We start from the raw sequence: 15,272 nt of genomic DNA on the forward strand, positions 1-15,272 counted from the left end.
GCGCCCGCTTTAGACCAGGCGCGGACCAGGCGGAAAGGCCCCGGACTCAATTCGCGATGAAGCAATTCTCGCCCGCGACCTTCAGCCGCCCGCACAGCTCGCGTGCTTGCGGGTTGCTGCCGGCGTTGACGCGCAGCCGCCAGACGGTGCTGCCATTGGCCGCCTCCCCGCGCTCGACCGATTTGCCCAGCGGCGCGAGATAGGCGAACCGCTTCGACAGCCGCGCCCAGGCGACATTGGCGCCGGCCTCGTTCGGAAAGGCGCCGAGTTGGATCAGCGCGCCAGACCCGGGACGCGGCGCAGGGTTCGTCCCCGCAGCCGGCACATTCGGCCCGACGAGAGTGGGGCCCGGGATCGCGAGCTTGGCGTTCTTGGTGCCCGGAACAGTACTGCCCGGAACGGTCGCCCGCGTCCCTTCCACCGGCGACTCGGGAAGCGCGCCGACATTGATGCTCGCATTGCTCGCCGCGCCCTGGCTCGTCGCGAACACGGTATCGCCCTCGCCCTCGGCCTTCATGCCGCCGGGCTCGTCGGGCTTGACCTTGTAATCACCTGCGGGCGCCTTGATCAGCTCGCCATTGCCGTTGATCGGATTCTGCGTCCGCTGGTACCAGAACCAGCCGAGCGCCGCAGTGCCGATCACCGCCAATGCCAGCACCGCGAGCAGCATGAAGCGCGCGACCGAATGGTCCTGCGGATAGTCTTCCTCGGCCGTCTCCAGCCAGGGAAGGCGATCCTGCTCGTCATAGCCCTGGCCCGAACGCAGGCTCATCAATGCATCTCCTGGACCGCCTCGACACCCATGAGGCCCAATCCGTTACGGATAATCTGTCCGACGCCGCGCGCCAAGAAAAGCCGCGCACAGGTCAGGCCCGGCTGATCGGGGAGCAGGAAGCGACGCTCGGGACGGTCGTTACCGACGTTCCACAGAGCATGTAGAGCCGCCGCCAAGTCATAGAGATAGAACGCAATTCTATGTGGCTCTCGCGCCAGCGCAGCGCCTTCGACGACGCGCGGAAACTGCGCCGCGAGCTTCACCAGCGCCAGCTCTTCCGTATCAAGCAGGGACAGATCGGCGCTCGGGCACGAAATGCCTGCCTCCGCGGCCTTGCGGTGGAGCGAGGCGATCCGGGCATGGGCATAGTTCACATAGAAGACCGGATTGTCCTTCGACGCCTCGACCACCTTGGCGAAATCGAAGTCCATCTGCGCATCGGCTTTCCGCGTCAGCATGGTGAAGCGGACCACGTCCTTGCCGACTTCGTTCACCACGTCAGCAAGCGTCACGAAGTTGCCGGAACGCTTGGACATCTTCACCGGTTCGCCGGCGCGCAGCAGGCGGACCATTTGCACCAGCTTCACATCGAACCGCGTCTTGCCGCCGGTCAGCGCCTGCACCGCGGCGACGATCCTTTTGACCGTGCCGGCATGGTCGGCGCCCCAGATGTCGATCAGCTGGTCGGCCGCCTGCGCCTTCTGGAAATGGTATGCCAGGTCGGCGCCGAAATAAGTCCATTGCCCGTTCGACTTCTTGATCGGGCGATCCTGGTCATCCCCGAATTGCGTCGCGCGGAACAGCGGCAGCTCGACCGGCTCCCAATCCTCAGGCGTCTCGCCCTTGGGCGCCTCGAGCACGCCGTCATAGACGAGATCGCGTTCACGCAGCCATGCCTCGGCCGCCTCGGGCTTGCCCGCTGCCTGCAGCTCCGCCTCGGACGAGAACAGGTCGTGATGGATGCCGAGCAAGGCGAGATCGGCCCTGATCATCACCAGCATCGACGCGACGGCTTCCTTGCGGAACAGCGCGAGCCATTCCGCCTCGGGCTTGCCGACATAGGCGTCGCCATATTCGGCGGCGAGCTTCTCGCCCACCGGCTTCAGATACTCGCCCGGATAAAGACCTTCGGGGATCTCGATCGTCTCGCCCAGCGCCTCACGATACCGCAGGTGCGCCGAACGCGCGAGCACATCGACCTGCCCGCCCGCATCGTTGACATAATATTCGCGCACGACCTTGTGCCCGGCGAATTCGAGCAGGCTGGCGAGCGCGTCGCCCACCACCGCACCGCGGCAATGCCCCATGTGCATCGGCCCGGTCGGGTTGGCCGAGACATATTCGACATTGACCGTCGCGCCCGCGCCGATCGTCGAGCGGCCATAGTCGCCCTCGGCGTTCAATATCTCGGTCAATTCACCGCGCCAGGTATCGTCGGTCAGGGTCAGGTTGATGAAGCCCGGGCCGGCGACCGACACGGCCGAGACCTCGTCGAGCTTCCCAAGCTCGGCGGCGATCTTCTCCGCCAGAGCGCGCGGATTGGTTCCCGCCGCCTTGGCGAGCACCATCGCCGCATTGGTCGCGAGATCGCCGTGCGTGGCGTCCCGCGGCGGCTCGACCGTGACCGCGCGTCGCTCCAGGCCGGCGGGCAGGTCGCCCGCGGCGACGAGCGCGTCGAGGGCGGCATCAAGGTGCGCGGCGAAACGGACGTAGAGTGTCATTGTGTTCCCGGTTCAATTGGATCGGCGGGCCTTAGCCCATTAGAGAAGCCATCGGGAGGGGGAATTCATGCGAACGTTCAACCAGCTGCTGCGTGGCGCCGGCATCCACCCCGCAGAGGTGAGTTTGCTGCGCCATCAAACCGAGCGCGGTGGGCGGACACCCAACTGGCTATGGGAGAACGACCGCGAGGGTTTCTACCGCTATCAGTCCACCCAGCTGGACCGACCCGTCTTTCGCAATTCTCGTTACTGGGCGAGTTTCGTGTCACCGTCGAAGCACCAGACGCTGTTCGTCGGGCTCTTCGAATGTGCCGTGCGGCCAGACGTTGTGATCGACTGGGATGACCCCCTGGGCGGCGGTCCAGTGGGTGACGGGAAAGACAAGCCCTATCTCTATTATCAGTGCACACCGATACCCCAGCTTTCGGAGTGGATCGGAAGGCTGAAAATCGAATGGGGCAATGCCCAACGCCAATGGACGCAATATGCGGCCAATGACGACAAGAGCATCGCCGGCGGTGTTCAACGCCGCGCCCCAGCATCTGCCCCGAACGCAAATTCAGCGCTCGCCAAGACGCTGTCGCTTCTGGGCTTCGAGACGAGACATCGAACCCAAAAGCTCACGATGCTGGAGCACGCCGCCGGCATGATAGCCTATCTCAAGAACGACACCACGCGCTATCCGATGGTCATCCACCCCTGGTACGACGCGATAGCGGATAGACTGCACAGCCTGCCTGGCGTCGCTCGTGATCCGGATCGTGTCTTCTACATCAACAGCAACATGAGCGCGTTCCCGGTCTATCAGGACCCATCACGAGCCACTTCCAGCCGCTACGGCATCGCCCTGGAAGCGAAAGATGCAGCGTCACTCGGTCGGCTCATATTACTGTTGGAAAGATATCGTACGATCTCGACCCCCTCCGGCGACGTAATTGTGGGAGCCGGCGACAATGGAACCACGGAGCGGGCGAGCTATCGTCTCGCGCGGATAGGCCAAGGCAAGTTTCGCCTGGACTTGAATCAAGCATGGAACTGGCGCTGCGCGCTGACCGGCATCGAGCTCCAGGAATTGCTTCGTGCATCCCACATCAAATCATGGGGTGACTCCGACGACGGCGAACGCCTCGATCCTTTCAATGGCCTCTTGCTCGCAGCCCATGTCGACGCACTGTTCGACAGACATCTGATCAGCTTCTCGGACGAGGGACGATTGCTGCTGTCAGCCCGGTTGAGCGAAACCTTGCTGCGGCGTCTCGCGATCGATCCGGTCAACGCCCGCATATCGGGGCTCGACGCGCGCCACCGAGTCTATCTGGCGCACCACCGCGCCCGCATGCAGCTTCTGTAACGGCCTATGCCCGCACCAGATCCTTCATCATTCCCGCGCTCTTCATGTCGGGAAACAGCTTCTGCGCCGTCCGCGTCGGCGCCAGATCGAAATGGGAAGCGACCGCACTGCTGAGCAGCGTGTCGAGCCCGGTGGTAGGCCGCAGATCGCGGCCCTCGTACAACGCGGCATCGCCCAGTCCGGGCCAGTCGGCGACCACCCGCCCGCCATTGACCGCACCGCCCAACAGCATCGCCAGCGAGCCGGTGCCGTGATCGGTGCCTTGCGTGCCGTTGACCTTCACCGTGCGCCCGAACTCGGTGGCCACCACCACTATCGTGTCCGCCCAGAGCGGCCCGAGCCCCTCGCGGATCGCGCCGACCATCGCGTCGAGCCCCTTGAGCTGGCCGGTGAGCCGGCCGCGCTGCTGGGCATGCGTGTCCCAGCCGCCGGTCTCGATCATCGCGATCCGCGCGCCACCCTCGGCGGTGAGCAATTTGGCGGCGAGCGACCCCGTCGCGGCGGCGTTGCGGCCATTGTCCGAAGCGAGATCGCTGGTGAGCATCCGCGTGGCGGTCGCCTGCTCCCAGATCGCATGGAGCTGCGGATCGTCGCGGTACATGGTCGAAACGCGGGCGAGGAGATCGTCCGACGCGTCGGGCAGCGCCGAGGGGGCATAGCTCGCCACCTCGACGGTCCCGCGCAGCGCCATCGGGATCGTCGCGGCGAGCGCGATGGCGCGGTCATCGGCGGGGAGCAGCGACAGCAGCCGATTGAGCCAGCCGTCCTTGAGCGCATAGGCGCTGCTGCCGCCGGTCTCGAGCACGTTCTGCCCGTCGAAATGCGAGCGCTCGCGATAGGGCGAGGCGACCGCGTGAACGAACAGCGCCTGTTTCGCCTGCCAGAGACCGTAGACGTTGGTCATCGCGGGGTGGAGCGCGAACATCGAATCGAGTTTGGGTGCCGCGGCGAAGTCCTGCGCCAGCACACCACGCTGGCCGGCAAAGGCAGGGTCGCCGACCGGTGCGAGCGTTCCCAGGCCATCGGCGGCGCCGCGCTGGATGATGAACACGAAGCGGCGTTCGGTCGCCGCCCGGGCGAGCGCCATCCGCGCACCGAAGGCGGAGGTGAGGACCGCGGAGGCGCCGAGTGCGACGAAGCTGCGACGGTTGAGCATGAACCTATCTCCGCATGAATTCGGGGGCGACGAGCATCAGCGCGACACCCTGCCCCGGGCTTTCGGCCCGCGCGATCGATTGCGCAGTGCTCTCGCTCAGCGCGTCGGGAAAGAGTTCGGCTGCGCGCTGCCGTGCATCCACCGTGTCGCGCGTCCGCTGCGCCAGTCGCTCGGCCGCCTCGACGCGGCGCATGATGGCATCCGGCCCCGCCCAGCTTGCCGCGACGTCGTCCCACCCAGCCGGCGAGCCCGGTTTCCACACCGGTTGGCCCAGCTGGGTCATCAGCCCGTTCATCGCCATCGGCGGCAATTGCTGCGCGCCGAGACCCCTGAGCGCCGAGATCGTCCACTCCCAGGGCGACTTGAATTTGACCGGCTGCGCCACCCAGCATTCGGGCGCCTCGATCAATGCTCGATAGACGGTCGGCAAGTCGCCGCCGGAGCGCAGGAATGCAGTCTCCAGCTTGCCGACGAGCGCGGGCGGTGGTTCGTCCCCGGCAAAATGGCGCGCTAGCTTGGTGGCGATATGCCGAGCGGTGGCGGGATGCGTGGCAAGCATGTCGAGCACCGAAGCCGCCTGCGCCTCGCCTTGCTCCGCCCAGCTCTTGCCGAGGATTGTCCGCGTGCCCGGCTCGTGCAGCCGCGGGGCGAAGACGAAGCTGCCGGCCTGTCCTTCGCCACCCGCGTAAGCAGCCGCCCCGCCCCGCCCCAGCCCGGCGACCGTCCAGCCCGTCATCGCCCGCGCGAATTCAGTGACATCGGCCTGGCTGTAGCCGGTGCGCACGCCGAGCGTGTGCAGCTCCAGTATCTCGCGCGCGAGATTCTCGTTGAGCCCTGCCTTCTGCCCGCGCCGCCCGCCCGCCTGCGCGAACGGGCTGTTGGGCCCGATCGACTGCGCCTGGTCGAGATAGATCAGCATCGCCGGATGGCGTTCGACGGCGTTCAGCATGTCGCCGAACTTGCCGAGCACGTGCGGCCGCACAGCCTCGAACTCGAGACTGCCGGCAAGCCCGATCATCTCCAGCTTGTCCGCGGACACCGCGAAATGATTGCCCCAGAAATGCACCAGTCGCTCGACGAAGGGCGCCGGCGAATTGAGCGCGACGAGTGCCCGCGCCGAGACCGCGCCTGCATAATGATCGCGCGCCTGCAGGCGCGCGGCGCGACGCAATTGCGCGACCGGATCGTTCGCTTTCTCCTGTCGCTCCGGCATCGGCTGCATCGCGGATCCGCGCATCGCGGGCTCGGCTTCCATCTCGGGCTTAGCGACAGCGCCCTGCCGCATTCCGCGCCGTATCTCGCGCAAGTCGCGCATATAGTCGGAAATCTCGCCGACGATCCGGCCGCTCGGGGCAAGCGCGGCGATCGCCTGCGGCCGGGCTTCGTAGCGATCGAGCTGCCCCAGCACCCATCGCGCCGGATCGGCTCCCGGCGTGTCGCCAGGACGGCCGCCCAAGCCGAACCGATTGAGCGCGATGCTAGCCTTCGCCATGACCCACCTCTGGTTACGCAGGTTGGTTCATACGCACGACCTGTCGCAGAAGTTTGTCAGGCGATCGGTTCGTCGTGATTCTTGCACGGATTGCAATCATGCCCTCCGTCCTTTGCGATTGCCGATTTTGTTGCGACGCAGCATTTTGGTTTCGAGAACAGAACAAGACACACAGGGATGCCGGTCTGGCTCTTTCGAGCTTTTGAAGGAGATAGATCGTGACCAAGCTTCTTATCGCCACCGCCGCCGCCGTAATCGCCTTTGCGGCTCCCGCCACTGCCAAAGAGCGCGTGTTCACGCACGAAGGCGTGACCTACGCCTATACCGCGACGCCGAAGGGCGATACGCTCGTCCTCGAGGGCAAGGCCTCGCAGGGCGGCAAGTTCCGCCTCGTCGTCAAGGGCGATTGGGTGGACGGCTATGCCGGCGGCGCGCGCGTATCGTTCCGCGCACCGAAGCGCGAAGGCGCCGGCGCGGTCGTCGTCGCGCAGCGTTAAATCGAACCAGGGGCCTTCGCCAGTTGGCGGAGGCCCCGCTTTCAGCGCGTCAGAACCCTTCGGGAAGCGCGATAGGGCCCACGACTTCCTGGTAGCGCGCGATCGCGTAACGATCGGTCATCCCGGCGATGAAGTCCGCGATGTGCCGGCCCCGCCACGGTTCCTCAGCCGGCAGCGCCTCGCGCCATTCCGCCGGCATTTGCGCCGGATCGGCGGCATAGGCCGCGAAAAGTCCCGCCACCACGCCGTGCGCAGCCTCCGCCGCCGCCATCTGGTTGGGGTGGTGATAGAGATTGGCGTACATGAAGCGTTTGAGCCCGCGCTCGGCCTCGCGCATCGCCTCCGAGAAGGTCACGAGGCAGCGGCCCGCCGCGCGCACGTCCGCCGGCGTCTCGACTCCGCTTTCGGCCAGCCGCGCCTGCGTCGATGCGATCAGGTCGTTGACCATTTCGCCGATCTGGGACCGGATCAGCTCGCCGATCAGCCGCCGCGCCGGCACGCCCGGGAACTTCGCCTCGACGCGTCGCCAGCCCTCGGCGATCATCGGCACCTGCATGAGCTGGTCGAGGCTGAGCAGCCCGGCGCGCAGGCCGTCGTCTATGTCGTGATTGTCATAGGCGATGTCGTCGGCGAGCGCCGCGACCTGCGCCTCGAGCGACGGCCAGCGATCGAGCTCGAGCGGGAACTGTGCATCCGCCGCCGCAAGGGCCCATTCCGGCGCAGCGATCGGCCCGTTGTGCTTGGCGAGTCCCTCGAGTGTCTCCCAGGTCAGGTTGAGTCCGTTCCAGCTGGGATAGGGCCGATCCAGCTCGGTCAGCGTGCGCAGCGTATGGCCGTTATGATCGAACCCGCCCCGCCCCGCGAGCGCCGCTTCCAGCGCATCCTCGCCGGCATGGCCGAAGGGCGGATGGCCGATATCGTGCGCGAGGCACAGAGCCTCGGTCAGATCCTCGTTGAGCCCGAGCGCCCGCGCGACGGTCCGGCCGATCTGCGCCACTTCGAGGCTGTGGGTGAGCCGTACCCGAAAATGGTCGCCGTCGGGCGCCATGAAGACCTGGGTCTTGTGTCGCAGGCGCCGGAAGCTGATCGAATGGATGATCCGGTCGCGGTCGCGCTGAAAGGCGTCGCGCGGGCCGCGGACAGTCCCACTTTGTTCTTCATGGAGGCGGCCGCGGCTCAGATCCGGTGTGCTCGCCCAAGAGGAAGTCGCTCTCACGCGAGCGGCACTAGCGGGTCGGAGGGTATTTGTCGAAGGGTTCGACGCGTCCGGGCGCCGGTCCGATAGCTTGCCGTCTGGTGGACAACAGACACTGCAAACCAGCCGATTGAAAGCGGGCCTGTAAAGAGCTCTTGACACTCTTGCCGGACACCTGTAAAGAACTCTTTACAGGCAGGAGAGTCGTCTTGGAAAATCGCTTGAAGGCGATGCGCGAGGGTCGGGGATGGAGCCAGGGCGAGCTTGCCCGGCGGCTCGGCGTTTCGCGGCAGACGATCAACGCGGTCGAAACCGACAAATACGACCCCAGCCTGCCGCTGGCTCTGCGCATGGCAAAGCTGTTCGACGTGGCCGTGCCCGAGCTGTTCGTCGATCACTGGGAACCGGGAGAGGAATGATGACGGCGATGGCGAACGAAAAGTCCGCGCCCAGCTGGCGCAACTTCGCGGCGTGGAGCGCGGTGGGTGCGGTATTCTACCTCCTCGCCCTCTGGGGCGCCATGCGGTTCCTGCATCAGGACATCATGGACGCGGTCGTCCGGCCGAGCCGAGTCACTGCGCAGCTGGGGCTGGCGATGCTGTTCTCGATGGTGGTAGTCGGCTTCACCAGCCGCAAACGATCGCTCAATCTCGGAACGCTTCGCAATTTCCTGATCCAGAACGCAGTGGCCATCCTGGCTTTCCTGCTCGTCATCTGGGGCTTCACCGCGCTCGCCCGCACCGACGTGGGTGTCTCGGAGTGGATCGCCGCCGTGACGGGCGCGACGCTTGTCGTCGTCGCCGTCCTCGGCGGCCTCACTACCGCGAGCGTCCACACCGGCCTCCACCTCGTCGACGACGAAATGGCTGCCGAGGACCTGCGCGAACGCGGCCGGCTGATGCTTTGCAGCTTCACCTGGGTGGCGTGCTACGGCCTGTTGCTGATCGGGCTGGGCCTCGCTGGCGCCGGCGTCCTTTCCCCGGCAGCGGCCCTGGCCGGCGCGCTGGTCCTCATCGCCATCCTGACGCTGCTGACGATCGCGGCGTGGCGGCTGTCGGATGAGTTGGGGCGCACACTGTCGCACGAGACCGGCAACATGGCCTTCTACCTGATCCTGGTGCTCGGCGGCGGCTGGGCGATGCTGGCCCATCTCGGCTTCGTCGCTGCGCCCGCGCCGCTCGACTGGCTGACGATATTCACCGTGCTCCTGTTCGCTGCGAGTTTCATCGTGCTGGGGCGGAGGAAATTGCTCACGCACTGAACTTCGCAACTGGACCGACGGCAGTGCCCAGGAGGCAGCTCAGTCCGCGCCCAGTCTGGTCACCTTCTGCCCGGCTTCGCTGGTGAAGACGAAGCCCGACACGCCCGACTTGCCTAGCGTGTTGACGAAGGCCTGCGCCTCGGCGGCGGTCTTGAACGGGCCGGTCAGCACGCGATTGGTGGCCCGCAGCGGCGTCCACCAGCCGGCCTTGCCCTTCAGCGCGGGCGCCTTGGCGACCACGGCCTTCCACGCCTTGGACAGGCTCGCTTCGTTCGCGCCGCCGGCGACCTGGACCCAGACGCGCGCGGGTTCGGCCTTGGTCTTCGGTTCGGGCTTTTTCGCTTTGGGATCCGCCTTGGCGAGTTCCGCCTTTTTCGCGTCCTTGCCCTTGGCCGCTTCCGCCTTGGCCGGTTCCGGTCTGGGCTTCATGGCCGGCGGAGGTTTGACCGCCTCGGGTTTCGCCCTCGGGCGAGCCGCTTCCGGCGTGGCGGCAACACGCGCGGGCTCCGGCGGCAGATCGACCGGAGTCGCCGTCACGATCTGGAGCTCCTCGCCGGGAATGGTGATGCCGGCAACGATCGCGGCGAGTACCGAATCCTCCTGCCCCACGCGCGCCGGACCGGGTGGCGCCGGCTCGGGCCGCGCGGCCGTGGCGGCCGGTTGTGCAGCGGGGGCTGTTTCGGGGCCGCTCGCCACGGGACGCGCGCTATCGGGTAACGTCGCGGCGGGCTGCGCAATGACAGTGGCTGGCGCAGGTGCGGGCGTAGAAGGCGCCGGCGCCGGTTGCGCCGCCGTTTCAGGCTTGGCCCCACCAGTCGATGGCCCCTCGGGTCCTCCTTGAGCGGACGGCGTGATCGGGCTGTGCTCCGGCGTGCTTTCGCGACGCGCCACCTGGACGGGCGCCGCGGCCTCGCGGATCGGCGCATCGATCTCTTCCGCGCGCGGCGCGGGCAACGGCTGGACCATCGGCGTTTCCTGCCGGGATGCGGGAGGCGGTCCCGGGAGCGGCTCGGCGGCGGCGGTCTGCACCGGGGCGGCGGGAGCTGGCTGTATCGGCACGACGCGACGCGCAGGGGGTGCCACATCGCGTGCATCGCGCTCGCGTTCACGGCGCGAACGACGATCGGGTTGCGATGCGACCTGGGTCGCCGGCATTCGGGCCGCCTGTGCCTGCGCCGGCTGAAGTCCCCGCGTCGCGGGAACATAGCGTGGGAACGCAGGCGCCTGGCGCGCATCGGCTAGCCGTGCCGCGGTCGGGGAGAATTGGCCGAAATGTACGGCGAAGGCGCGGTCGGCCGGCGCGAGATTGGCAAGCCGGCGGAAGAAGGGCGCAAGCGACGCCCCCATATTCCCGGGCATCATGCTCGCCGCGATCCGCTCGGCGCCGGGGATATCGTCGTTCATCGCGAGGATGAAGGCGCGCGCGCGCCACGCCGCGCGATCGCTCTTGCGGAGCAGCGGGTCGAGCTGACGCATCGCCTCCTCGACATTGCCGGTAATGCCCAGCGACAAGGCGTAGCGGCGCACCGTCTCGTCATCGCGCTCGCTCTGCAGGGCGAGCTTGTAGTCCGCCTGCGCCAGCACCGGCTGGCCGAGCAGATCATAGGCAAAACCGCGATCGGCAGCATATTCACGTGCTGGAAGCCCCTTCGCCTCCGCGCCCTGGAACAGGCGCAGCGCCTCGCCCGGCCGCTCCATCCGGACGAGCGTCGAGCCGCGGCCGGAAAGGATGCCGGGATTGGTGGGGTCAATCGCCTCGGCCCGCGCGAAAAAGGCGAGCGCCGCTGCGGTATCACCCAGCCGTGCGCTCAGATTCCCCGCCTCCAGCAGCGCGCGTATGTCACGCGGATTCGCCGCGAGCACACGCATCTCCTGAGCGAGTTGGTCAGCCTCGGGATTGGCGGCGGGAACAAACCCGCTCTGGGCAAGCGCCGGCGCGGCAACCGAGCCCGCGGCGAGGGCCAGTGCCAGCGCGATACTGCGCAAGGGACGAATCTGCTTCATTCGGGATCAGCTAGAGGCGCGATTGGCTGAACCGCCAATGACGCGCCGCCAGTGGCTCGCCGAAGCGAGATCCGCCGGCGACGAACGCCTTACTGGTTGTTCTGGCTGCGCAGGAACCGCGGAATATCGAGCGGATCCTTGTCATCCTCTTCATTGGCCTTGGCGGCACCGCGCGAGGCCATGCGCTCGAACAACGTGCCACCAGCACGGCGTGCGGGCTTGGCTTCGGGCGCGGCTTCCTCGTCGCTTCCGCCGGTCAGCCAGCGGCGACGACTGGTCAGCTCGGGTGCGGGCGCTTCCTCCGCGACCGGCTCTTCGATCGGCACCGCGCTGCCCTCACCGAGCAGCAGCTCGTCGGAGTCTCCGGCTTCGTCATAGGCCGCGGCGGGCTCATCCTCAGCCTCGGCTTCGATCGCGTCGGGAGCCTCGAGAACGAGCGCCTCTTCCTCAGGCTCCTGCGCTTCGGCTTCGTAACCGGGCTCGGAGAAACCAGGTTCTGCGACCTCGGCGGCAGCGGGCTCCGCTGCGGCCGCGGCGGCATTGCGGCGCGGATTCGAGAAGGAGAAGACGCGTGGCTGCTCGACCGCCGGCGCAGCGCGCGCCTGGGCATCGGCATCGATACCGGTCGCGACGACCGATACGCGGATCTTGCCTTCGAGGTCCGGATTGAACGCCGAGCCCCAGATGATGTTGGCATCCTCGTCGACCAGCTCGCGGATGTGGTTAGCAGCCTCGTCGACTTCGAGCAGGCGCATATCCTCGCCGCCGGTGATCGAAACGATCACGCCCTTGGCGCCGTTCATCGAGACGCCGTCGAGCAGCGGATTGGCAATCGCCTTCTGCGCGGCGATCAGCGCGCGGTCGTCGCCCTCGGCCTCGCCGGTGCCCATCATCGCCTTGCCCATCTCCTGCATCACCGAACGGACGTCGGCGAAGTCGAGGTTGATGAGGCCCGGCATGACCATCAGGTCGGTGATGCCGCGAACGCCCTGCTGGAGGACCTCGTCGGCCATCTCGAACGCCTGCTTGAACGTCGTGTTGGCGTTGGCGATCAGGAACAGGTTCTGGTTGGGGATTACGATCAGCGTATCGACATATTTCTGGAGCTCTTCGATGCCCGATTCCGCCGATTGCGCGCGACGGCGGCCTTCGAAGGCGAAGGGCTTGGTGACGACGCCGACGGTCAGGATGCCCATGTCGCGCGCGGCCTTGGCGATCACCGGCGCGGCGCCGGTGCCGGTGCCGCCGCCCATGCCGGCGGCGATGAAGCACATATGCGCGCCCTCGAGCGCCTTCTGGACCTGGTCGATCGTCTCTTCGGCAGCAGCACGGCCGATTTCGGGACGCGAACCCGCGCCGAGACCCTGCGTGATCTTCGCGCCCAGCTGGATGCGATGCCCGGCCGACGACTGCTTCAACGCCTGCGCGTCGGTGTTCGCCACGAGGAACTCGACCCCCAGCACATCGGCCCGGATCATGTTCGCGATCGCGTTGCCGCCGGCGCCACCAACGCCGATCACCGTGATCTTGGGCGTCAGTTCGTCGACGTCAGCTGGAAGAAATTCGATGCTCATTCCATTATCTCCATGGCGCCGCCATCGCGCTGGGACGGCACCGTTGAACGCTTTGATGCACTATGGTTGCAACCGACTCTAGTGGAAACAGGGTCGCCGGTCGTATTTCTTTAATAATTCGACCGAAAGGCCGTCATCAGCCGCTGAAGAATCGCGCCGGGACTGGCCTTGGTGACGATCTGGTGTCCCGTGGGCTCGAGCGCGCGCAGATCGATCGGATCGGCCGCGGCGAAGCGCGCCAGGCCCGCGAGCGTCGCGAAAGCCGGACCGGCATGCGCCTCGGGCAGCGCGATCAGCCCCTTGGGACGACCGACGCGGACTGCATTGCCCAGCGATTGCTGCGCATAATCGGCAATGCCCTTCAGCTCGGCGCCGCCACCGGTGAGGACGATCTGGCGGCCGATCGGGTCCTGGAAGCCGAGCTTCCGCAACTCCTTCTGGATCTCGGCCATCAGTCGTTCGAGCCGCTGGCGGATCGTCGCGTTCAATTGCGCCTTGGTGATGCGCGGGCCTTCGACGCCTTCATCGGGAATCGCCGGCTGCACGTCGATCATCTCGTGATTGTCGCGCGGGCTCAGATTCGCCGAGCCGTGGAAGCATTTGGTGCGCTCGGCCCAGGTCCGGGCGGTACCGAAGGCCGAAGCAATGTCGTCGGTGATATCTGCCGAACCCATCGAGATCGAAGCGAGTCCCGCGAGCACGCCGCCCGCGAACACCGAGACGTTGGTCACACCTGCACCAATCTCCACCAGCGCAACGCCCAACTCGCGCTCCTCGTCGGTGAGGCAGGCGAGCCCGGTCGCGACCGGCGCGGCAATGATCGAGCGAACCTCGAGATGTGCCGAGCGGACGCAGAGATCGAGGTTGCGGACCGGTGAGCCTTCGGTCGACACGACGTGAATATCAATGCCGAGCCTATCGGCGTGCAGCCCGAGCGGGCGCTTGATCCCGGCGAGGCCGTCGATCGTGTAGCAGGTCGGCTGGGCATGGAGCACCATCTTGCCCTGCGGATCGATCGCGTCGCGGCCGGCCTTGAGCAATTCGTCGATATCGGTCTGCTCGACGCGGTGGCCGCCCAGATCGGCCTCGAGCTTGACCACGTCGGAGAGCAAACCGCCCGCCGAGAAGCTGACCCAGACGTCCTCGATATTGGTGCCGGCGATGCGCTCTGCTTGCTCCACCGCCTCCCGGATCGCGAGTTCGGTGGCGTGCATGTCGGCGACATAGCCGCGCTTGACGCCACGGCTCTCGCGCTGGCCGGTGCCGAGCACGACGAGCTGGCCGTCGTCCGTGCGTTGCGCGATCAGCGCAGAGACCTTGGACGATCCCACGTCGAGCGCGGTGATCAGTCCTTCTGGAACTGCCTTGGCCATCGTCTTACTCCCCTGTCTCGACGCTGGTGGTCGCGGCTTGCCCCGGCGGCCGCTGCATCACCATATTCCCCGGCACGCGCATGTCGAAGCGTATCGTGCCCTTTCGTAGCAGACCTTGCGCGGCATCCAACTCTGCGAATTTGCGTAAGGACTTGGCCGCCTCCTCCTCACCCTCGGGGAGCTGGAGCTTCTCGCCGCTGGCGAAGGTCAGGTCCCAGCGGCGGTTGCCGACCCAGGTCGCCGCCTTGACCAGGGGCTCGATTGACGGCGCCTCGTCGAGCAGCTTCTTGCGCGCGGGTTCCTGTGCATTGGCGCCCTCGCCGACCAGCAAAGGAAGATCGGGCATTGCGTCGGTCGAGACGGGCTCGAGCGGAACGCCGGTCGGGTCGACCAGCATCAACTGGCCGTGGCTCTGCCAGATCGCCGCGGGCTCGCGCTCGATGATGAAGATGCGCAGCGTGTTGGGCAACCGGCGCGAGACGCGCGCGTCCTTGACCCAGGGATATTTGAGCAGCCGTTCGCGGACTAAAGCGAGGTCGACCAAAGGCATGGCGCGCGAGTCCTGGTCGAGCGCCTGGGTATAGACGGTCATCTTGTCCATGCGCTTGATGCCGTCGATCTGGATCTCGTCGACCTTGAGCCCGGCATCGCCCACCACATTGGCGATCGCGACGCCGGCCATTGCCGGCACGCCGAACCACATCGCCACGCCCAGCGCTGCCGCACCGACAGTGCCGACGATGCCCCATGTCGCGATGCGGGTCAGCGTCGCCTGGCTGAACGGCAGCGCCGCAACCGCCTGATCGAGCAAGCCAGGGCGCTTCGGACGCCGCGAATTCGCCTTCCGCTTCTTTGGCGCCGCGCCGCGCCGCG

Annotated in this window: 13 protein-coding genes; 4 read left to right on the forward strand and 9 right to left on the reverse strand. The window is 66.8% G+C overall.

Going from position 1 to position 15,272, the window contains the following annotated elements; all coding sequences use genetic code 11:
- Positions 1–46 precede the first annotated feature (46 nt).
- Entirely contained in the window at positions 47–772 is a 726-nt protein-coding gene (locus BR78_RS0105320) for an SPOR domain-containing protein (protein ID WP_029935419.1), read from the reverse strand.
- Positions 772–2,496: an arginine--tRNA ligase gene (gene argS, locus BR78_RS0105325; RefSeq protein WP_029935420.1), complete on the reverse strand. Its 1,725-nt coding sequence runs from the start codon at positions 2,494–2,496 to the stop codon at positions 772–774. The genes BR78_RS0105320 and argS overlap by 1 nt, the downstream gene beginning before the upstream one ends.
- A 67-nt stretch (positions 2,497–2,563) precedes the next feature.
- Between argS and BR78_RS22120 the strand changes: the two genes are divergently transcribed.
- Entirely contained in the window at positions 2,564–3,847 is a 1,284-nt protein-coding gene (locus BR78_RS22120; RefSeq protein WP_051683192.1) for an HNH endonuclease, read from the forward strand.
- Between the two features lie 4 nt (positions 3,848–3,851).
- Here the strand turns inward: BR78_RS22120 and BR78_RS0105340 are convergent, their stop codons facing one another.
- Positions 3,852–5,003: a DUF1501 domain-containing protein gene (locus tag BR78_RS0105340; RefSeq protein WP_029935422.1), complete on the reverse strand. Its 1,152-nt coding sequence runs from the start codon at positions 5,001–5,003 to the stop codon at positions 3,852–3,854.
- 4 nt (positions 5,004–5,007) lie between these two features.
- Positions 5,008–6,495 carry a DUF1800 domain-containing protein gene (locus tag BR78_RS0105345; protein WP_029935424.1) on the reverse strand — a complete coding sequence of 496 codons (1,488 nt, stop codon included), beginning with the start codon at positions 6,493–6,495 and terminating at the stop codon, positions 5,008–5,010.
- Between the two features lie 218 nt (positions 6,496–6,713).
- Between BR78_RS0105345 and BR78_RS0105350 the strand changes: the two genes are divergently transcribed.
- Positions 6,714–6,992 carry a hypothetical protein gene (locus BR78_RS0105350; protein WP_029935426.1) on the forward strand — a complete coding sequence of 93 codons (279 nt, stop codon included), beginning with the start codon at positions 6,714–6,716 and terminating at the stop codon, positions 6,990–6,992.
- Positions 6,993–7,041: 49 nt separating this feature from the next.
- Here the strand turns inward: BR78_RS0105350 and BR78_RS0105355 are convergent, their stop codons facing one another.
- The gene (locus BR78_RS0105355; protein ID WP_029935430.1) at positions 7,042–8,208 is read right to left on the reverse strand and encodes a deoxyguanosinetriphosphate triphosphohydrolase; all 1,167 of its coding nucleotides are present in this window, start codon (positions 8,206–8,208) and stop codon (positions 7,042–7,044) included.
- Between the two features lie 188 nt (positions 8,209–8,396).
- On the opposite strand from BR78_RS0105355, the gene BR78_RS0105360 reads away from it, so the two are divergent.
- Together BR78_RS0105360 and BR78_RS0105365 are read left to right on the forward strand one after the other, a co-directional pair.
- On the forward strand, positions 8,397–8,606 hold the full coding sequence (locus BR78_RS0105360; RefSeq protein ID WP_029935433.1) for a helix-turn-helix transcriptional regulator: 210 nt from the start codon (positions 8,397–8,399) through the stop codon (positions 8,604–8,606).
- Entirely contained in the window at positions 8,606–9,448 is an 843-nt protein-coding gene (locus tag BR78_RS0105365; RefSeq protein ID WP_029935434.1) for a hypothetical protein, read from the forward strand. Before BR78_RS0105360 ends, BR78_RS0105365 begins: the two co-directional genes overlap by 1 nt.
- A 39-nt stretch (positions 9,449–9,487) precedes the next feature.
- Here BR78_RS0105365 and BR78_RS22300 read toward each other — a convergent pair whose 3' ends face one another.
- The 4 genes from BR78_RS22300 to BR78_RS0105385 form a co-directional block, all read right to left on the reverse strand.
- Complete coding sequence (locus BR78_RS22300; RefSeq protein WP_029935436.1) at positions 9,488–11,452, reverse strand: SPOR domain-containing protein; 1,965 nt, start codon at positions 11,450–11,452, stop codon at positions 9,488–9,490.
- Positions 11,453–11,541: 89 nt separating this feature from the next.
- Positions 11,542–13,026: a cell division protein FtsZ gene (gene ftsZ, locus BR78_RS0105375; protein WP_029935438.1), complete on the reverse strand. Its 1,485-nt coding sequence runs from the start codon at positions 13,024–13,026 to the stop codon at positions 11,542–11,544.
- A gap of 110 nt (positions 13,027–13,136) precedes the next feature.
- Complete coding sequence (gene ftsA, locus BR78_RS0105380) at positions 13,137–14,399, reverse strand: cell division protein FtsA (protein ID WP_029935441.1); 1,263 nt, start codon at positions 14,397–14,399, stop codon at positions 13,137–13,139.
- A 4-nt stretch (positions 14,400–14,403) separates the two neighbouring features.
- Complete coding sequence (locus BR78_RS0105385; RefSeq protein ID WP_231478161.1) at positions 14,404–15,210, reverse strand: cell division protein FtsQ/DivIB; 807 nt, start codon at positions 15,208–15,210, stop codon at positions 14,404–14,406.
- Between the last annotated feature and the right edge of the window lie 62 nt (positions 15,211–15,272).

It is taken from the genome of Sphingomonas sp. UNC305MFCol5.2 (assembly GCF_000712135.1).
GTDB lineage: Bacteria > Pseudomonadota > Alphaproteobacteria > Sphingomonadales > Sphingomonadaceae > Sphingomonas.

What these genes read in the sequence shown, in the direction of transcription:
- BR78_RS0105320 (WP_029935419.1), bottom strand. Translation starts at nt 772, where the DNA reads ATGAGCCTGCGTTCGGGCCAGGGCTATGACGAGCAGGATCGCCTTCCC.
- argS (WP_029935420.1), bottom strand. Translation starts at nt 2,496, where the DNA reads ATGACACTCTACGTCCGTTTCGCCGCGCACCTTGATGCCGCCCTCGAC.
- BR78_RS22120 (WP_051683192.1), top strand. Translation starts at nt 2,564, where the DNA reads ATGCGAACGTTCAACCAGCTGCTGCGTGGCGCCGGCATCCACCCCGCA.
- BR78_RS0105340 (WP_029935422.1), bottom strand. Translation starts at nt 5,003, where the DNA reads ATGCTCAACCGTCGCAGCTTCGTCGCACTCGGCGCCTCCGCGGTCCTC.
- BR78_RS0105345 (WP_029935424.1), bottom strand. Translation starts at nt 6,495, where the DNA reads ATGGCGAAGGCTAGCATCGCGCTCAATCGGTTCGGCTTGGGCGGCCGT.
- BR78_RS0105365 (WP_029935434.1), top strand. Translation starts at nt 8,606, where the DNA reads ATGACGGCGATGGCGAACGAAAAGTCCGCGCCCAGCTGGCGCAACTTC.
- BR78_RS22300 (WP_029935436.1), bottom strand. Translation starts at nt 11,452, where the DNA reads ATGAAGCAGATTCGTCCCTTGCGCAGTATCGCGCTGGCACTGGCCCTC.
- ftsZ (WP_029935438.1), bottom strand. Translation starts at nt 13,026, where the DNA reads ATGAGCATCGAATTTCTTCCAGCTGACGTCGACGAACTGACGCCCAAG.
- ftsA (WP_029935441.1), bottom strand. Translation starts at nt 14,399, where the DNA reads ATGGCCAAGGCAGTTCCAGAAGGACTGATCACCGCGCTCGACGTGGGA.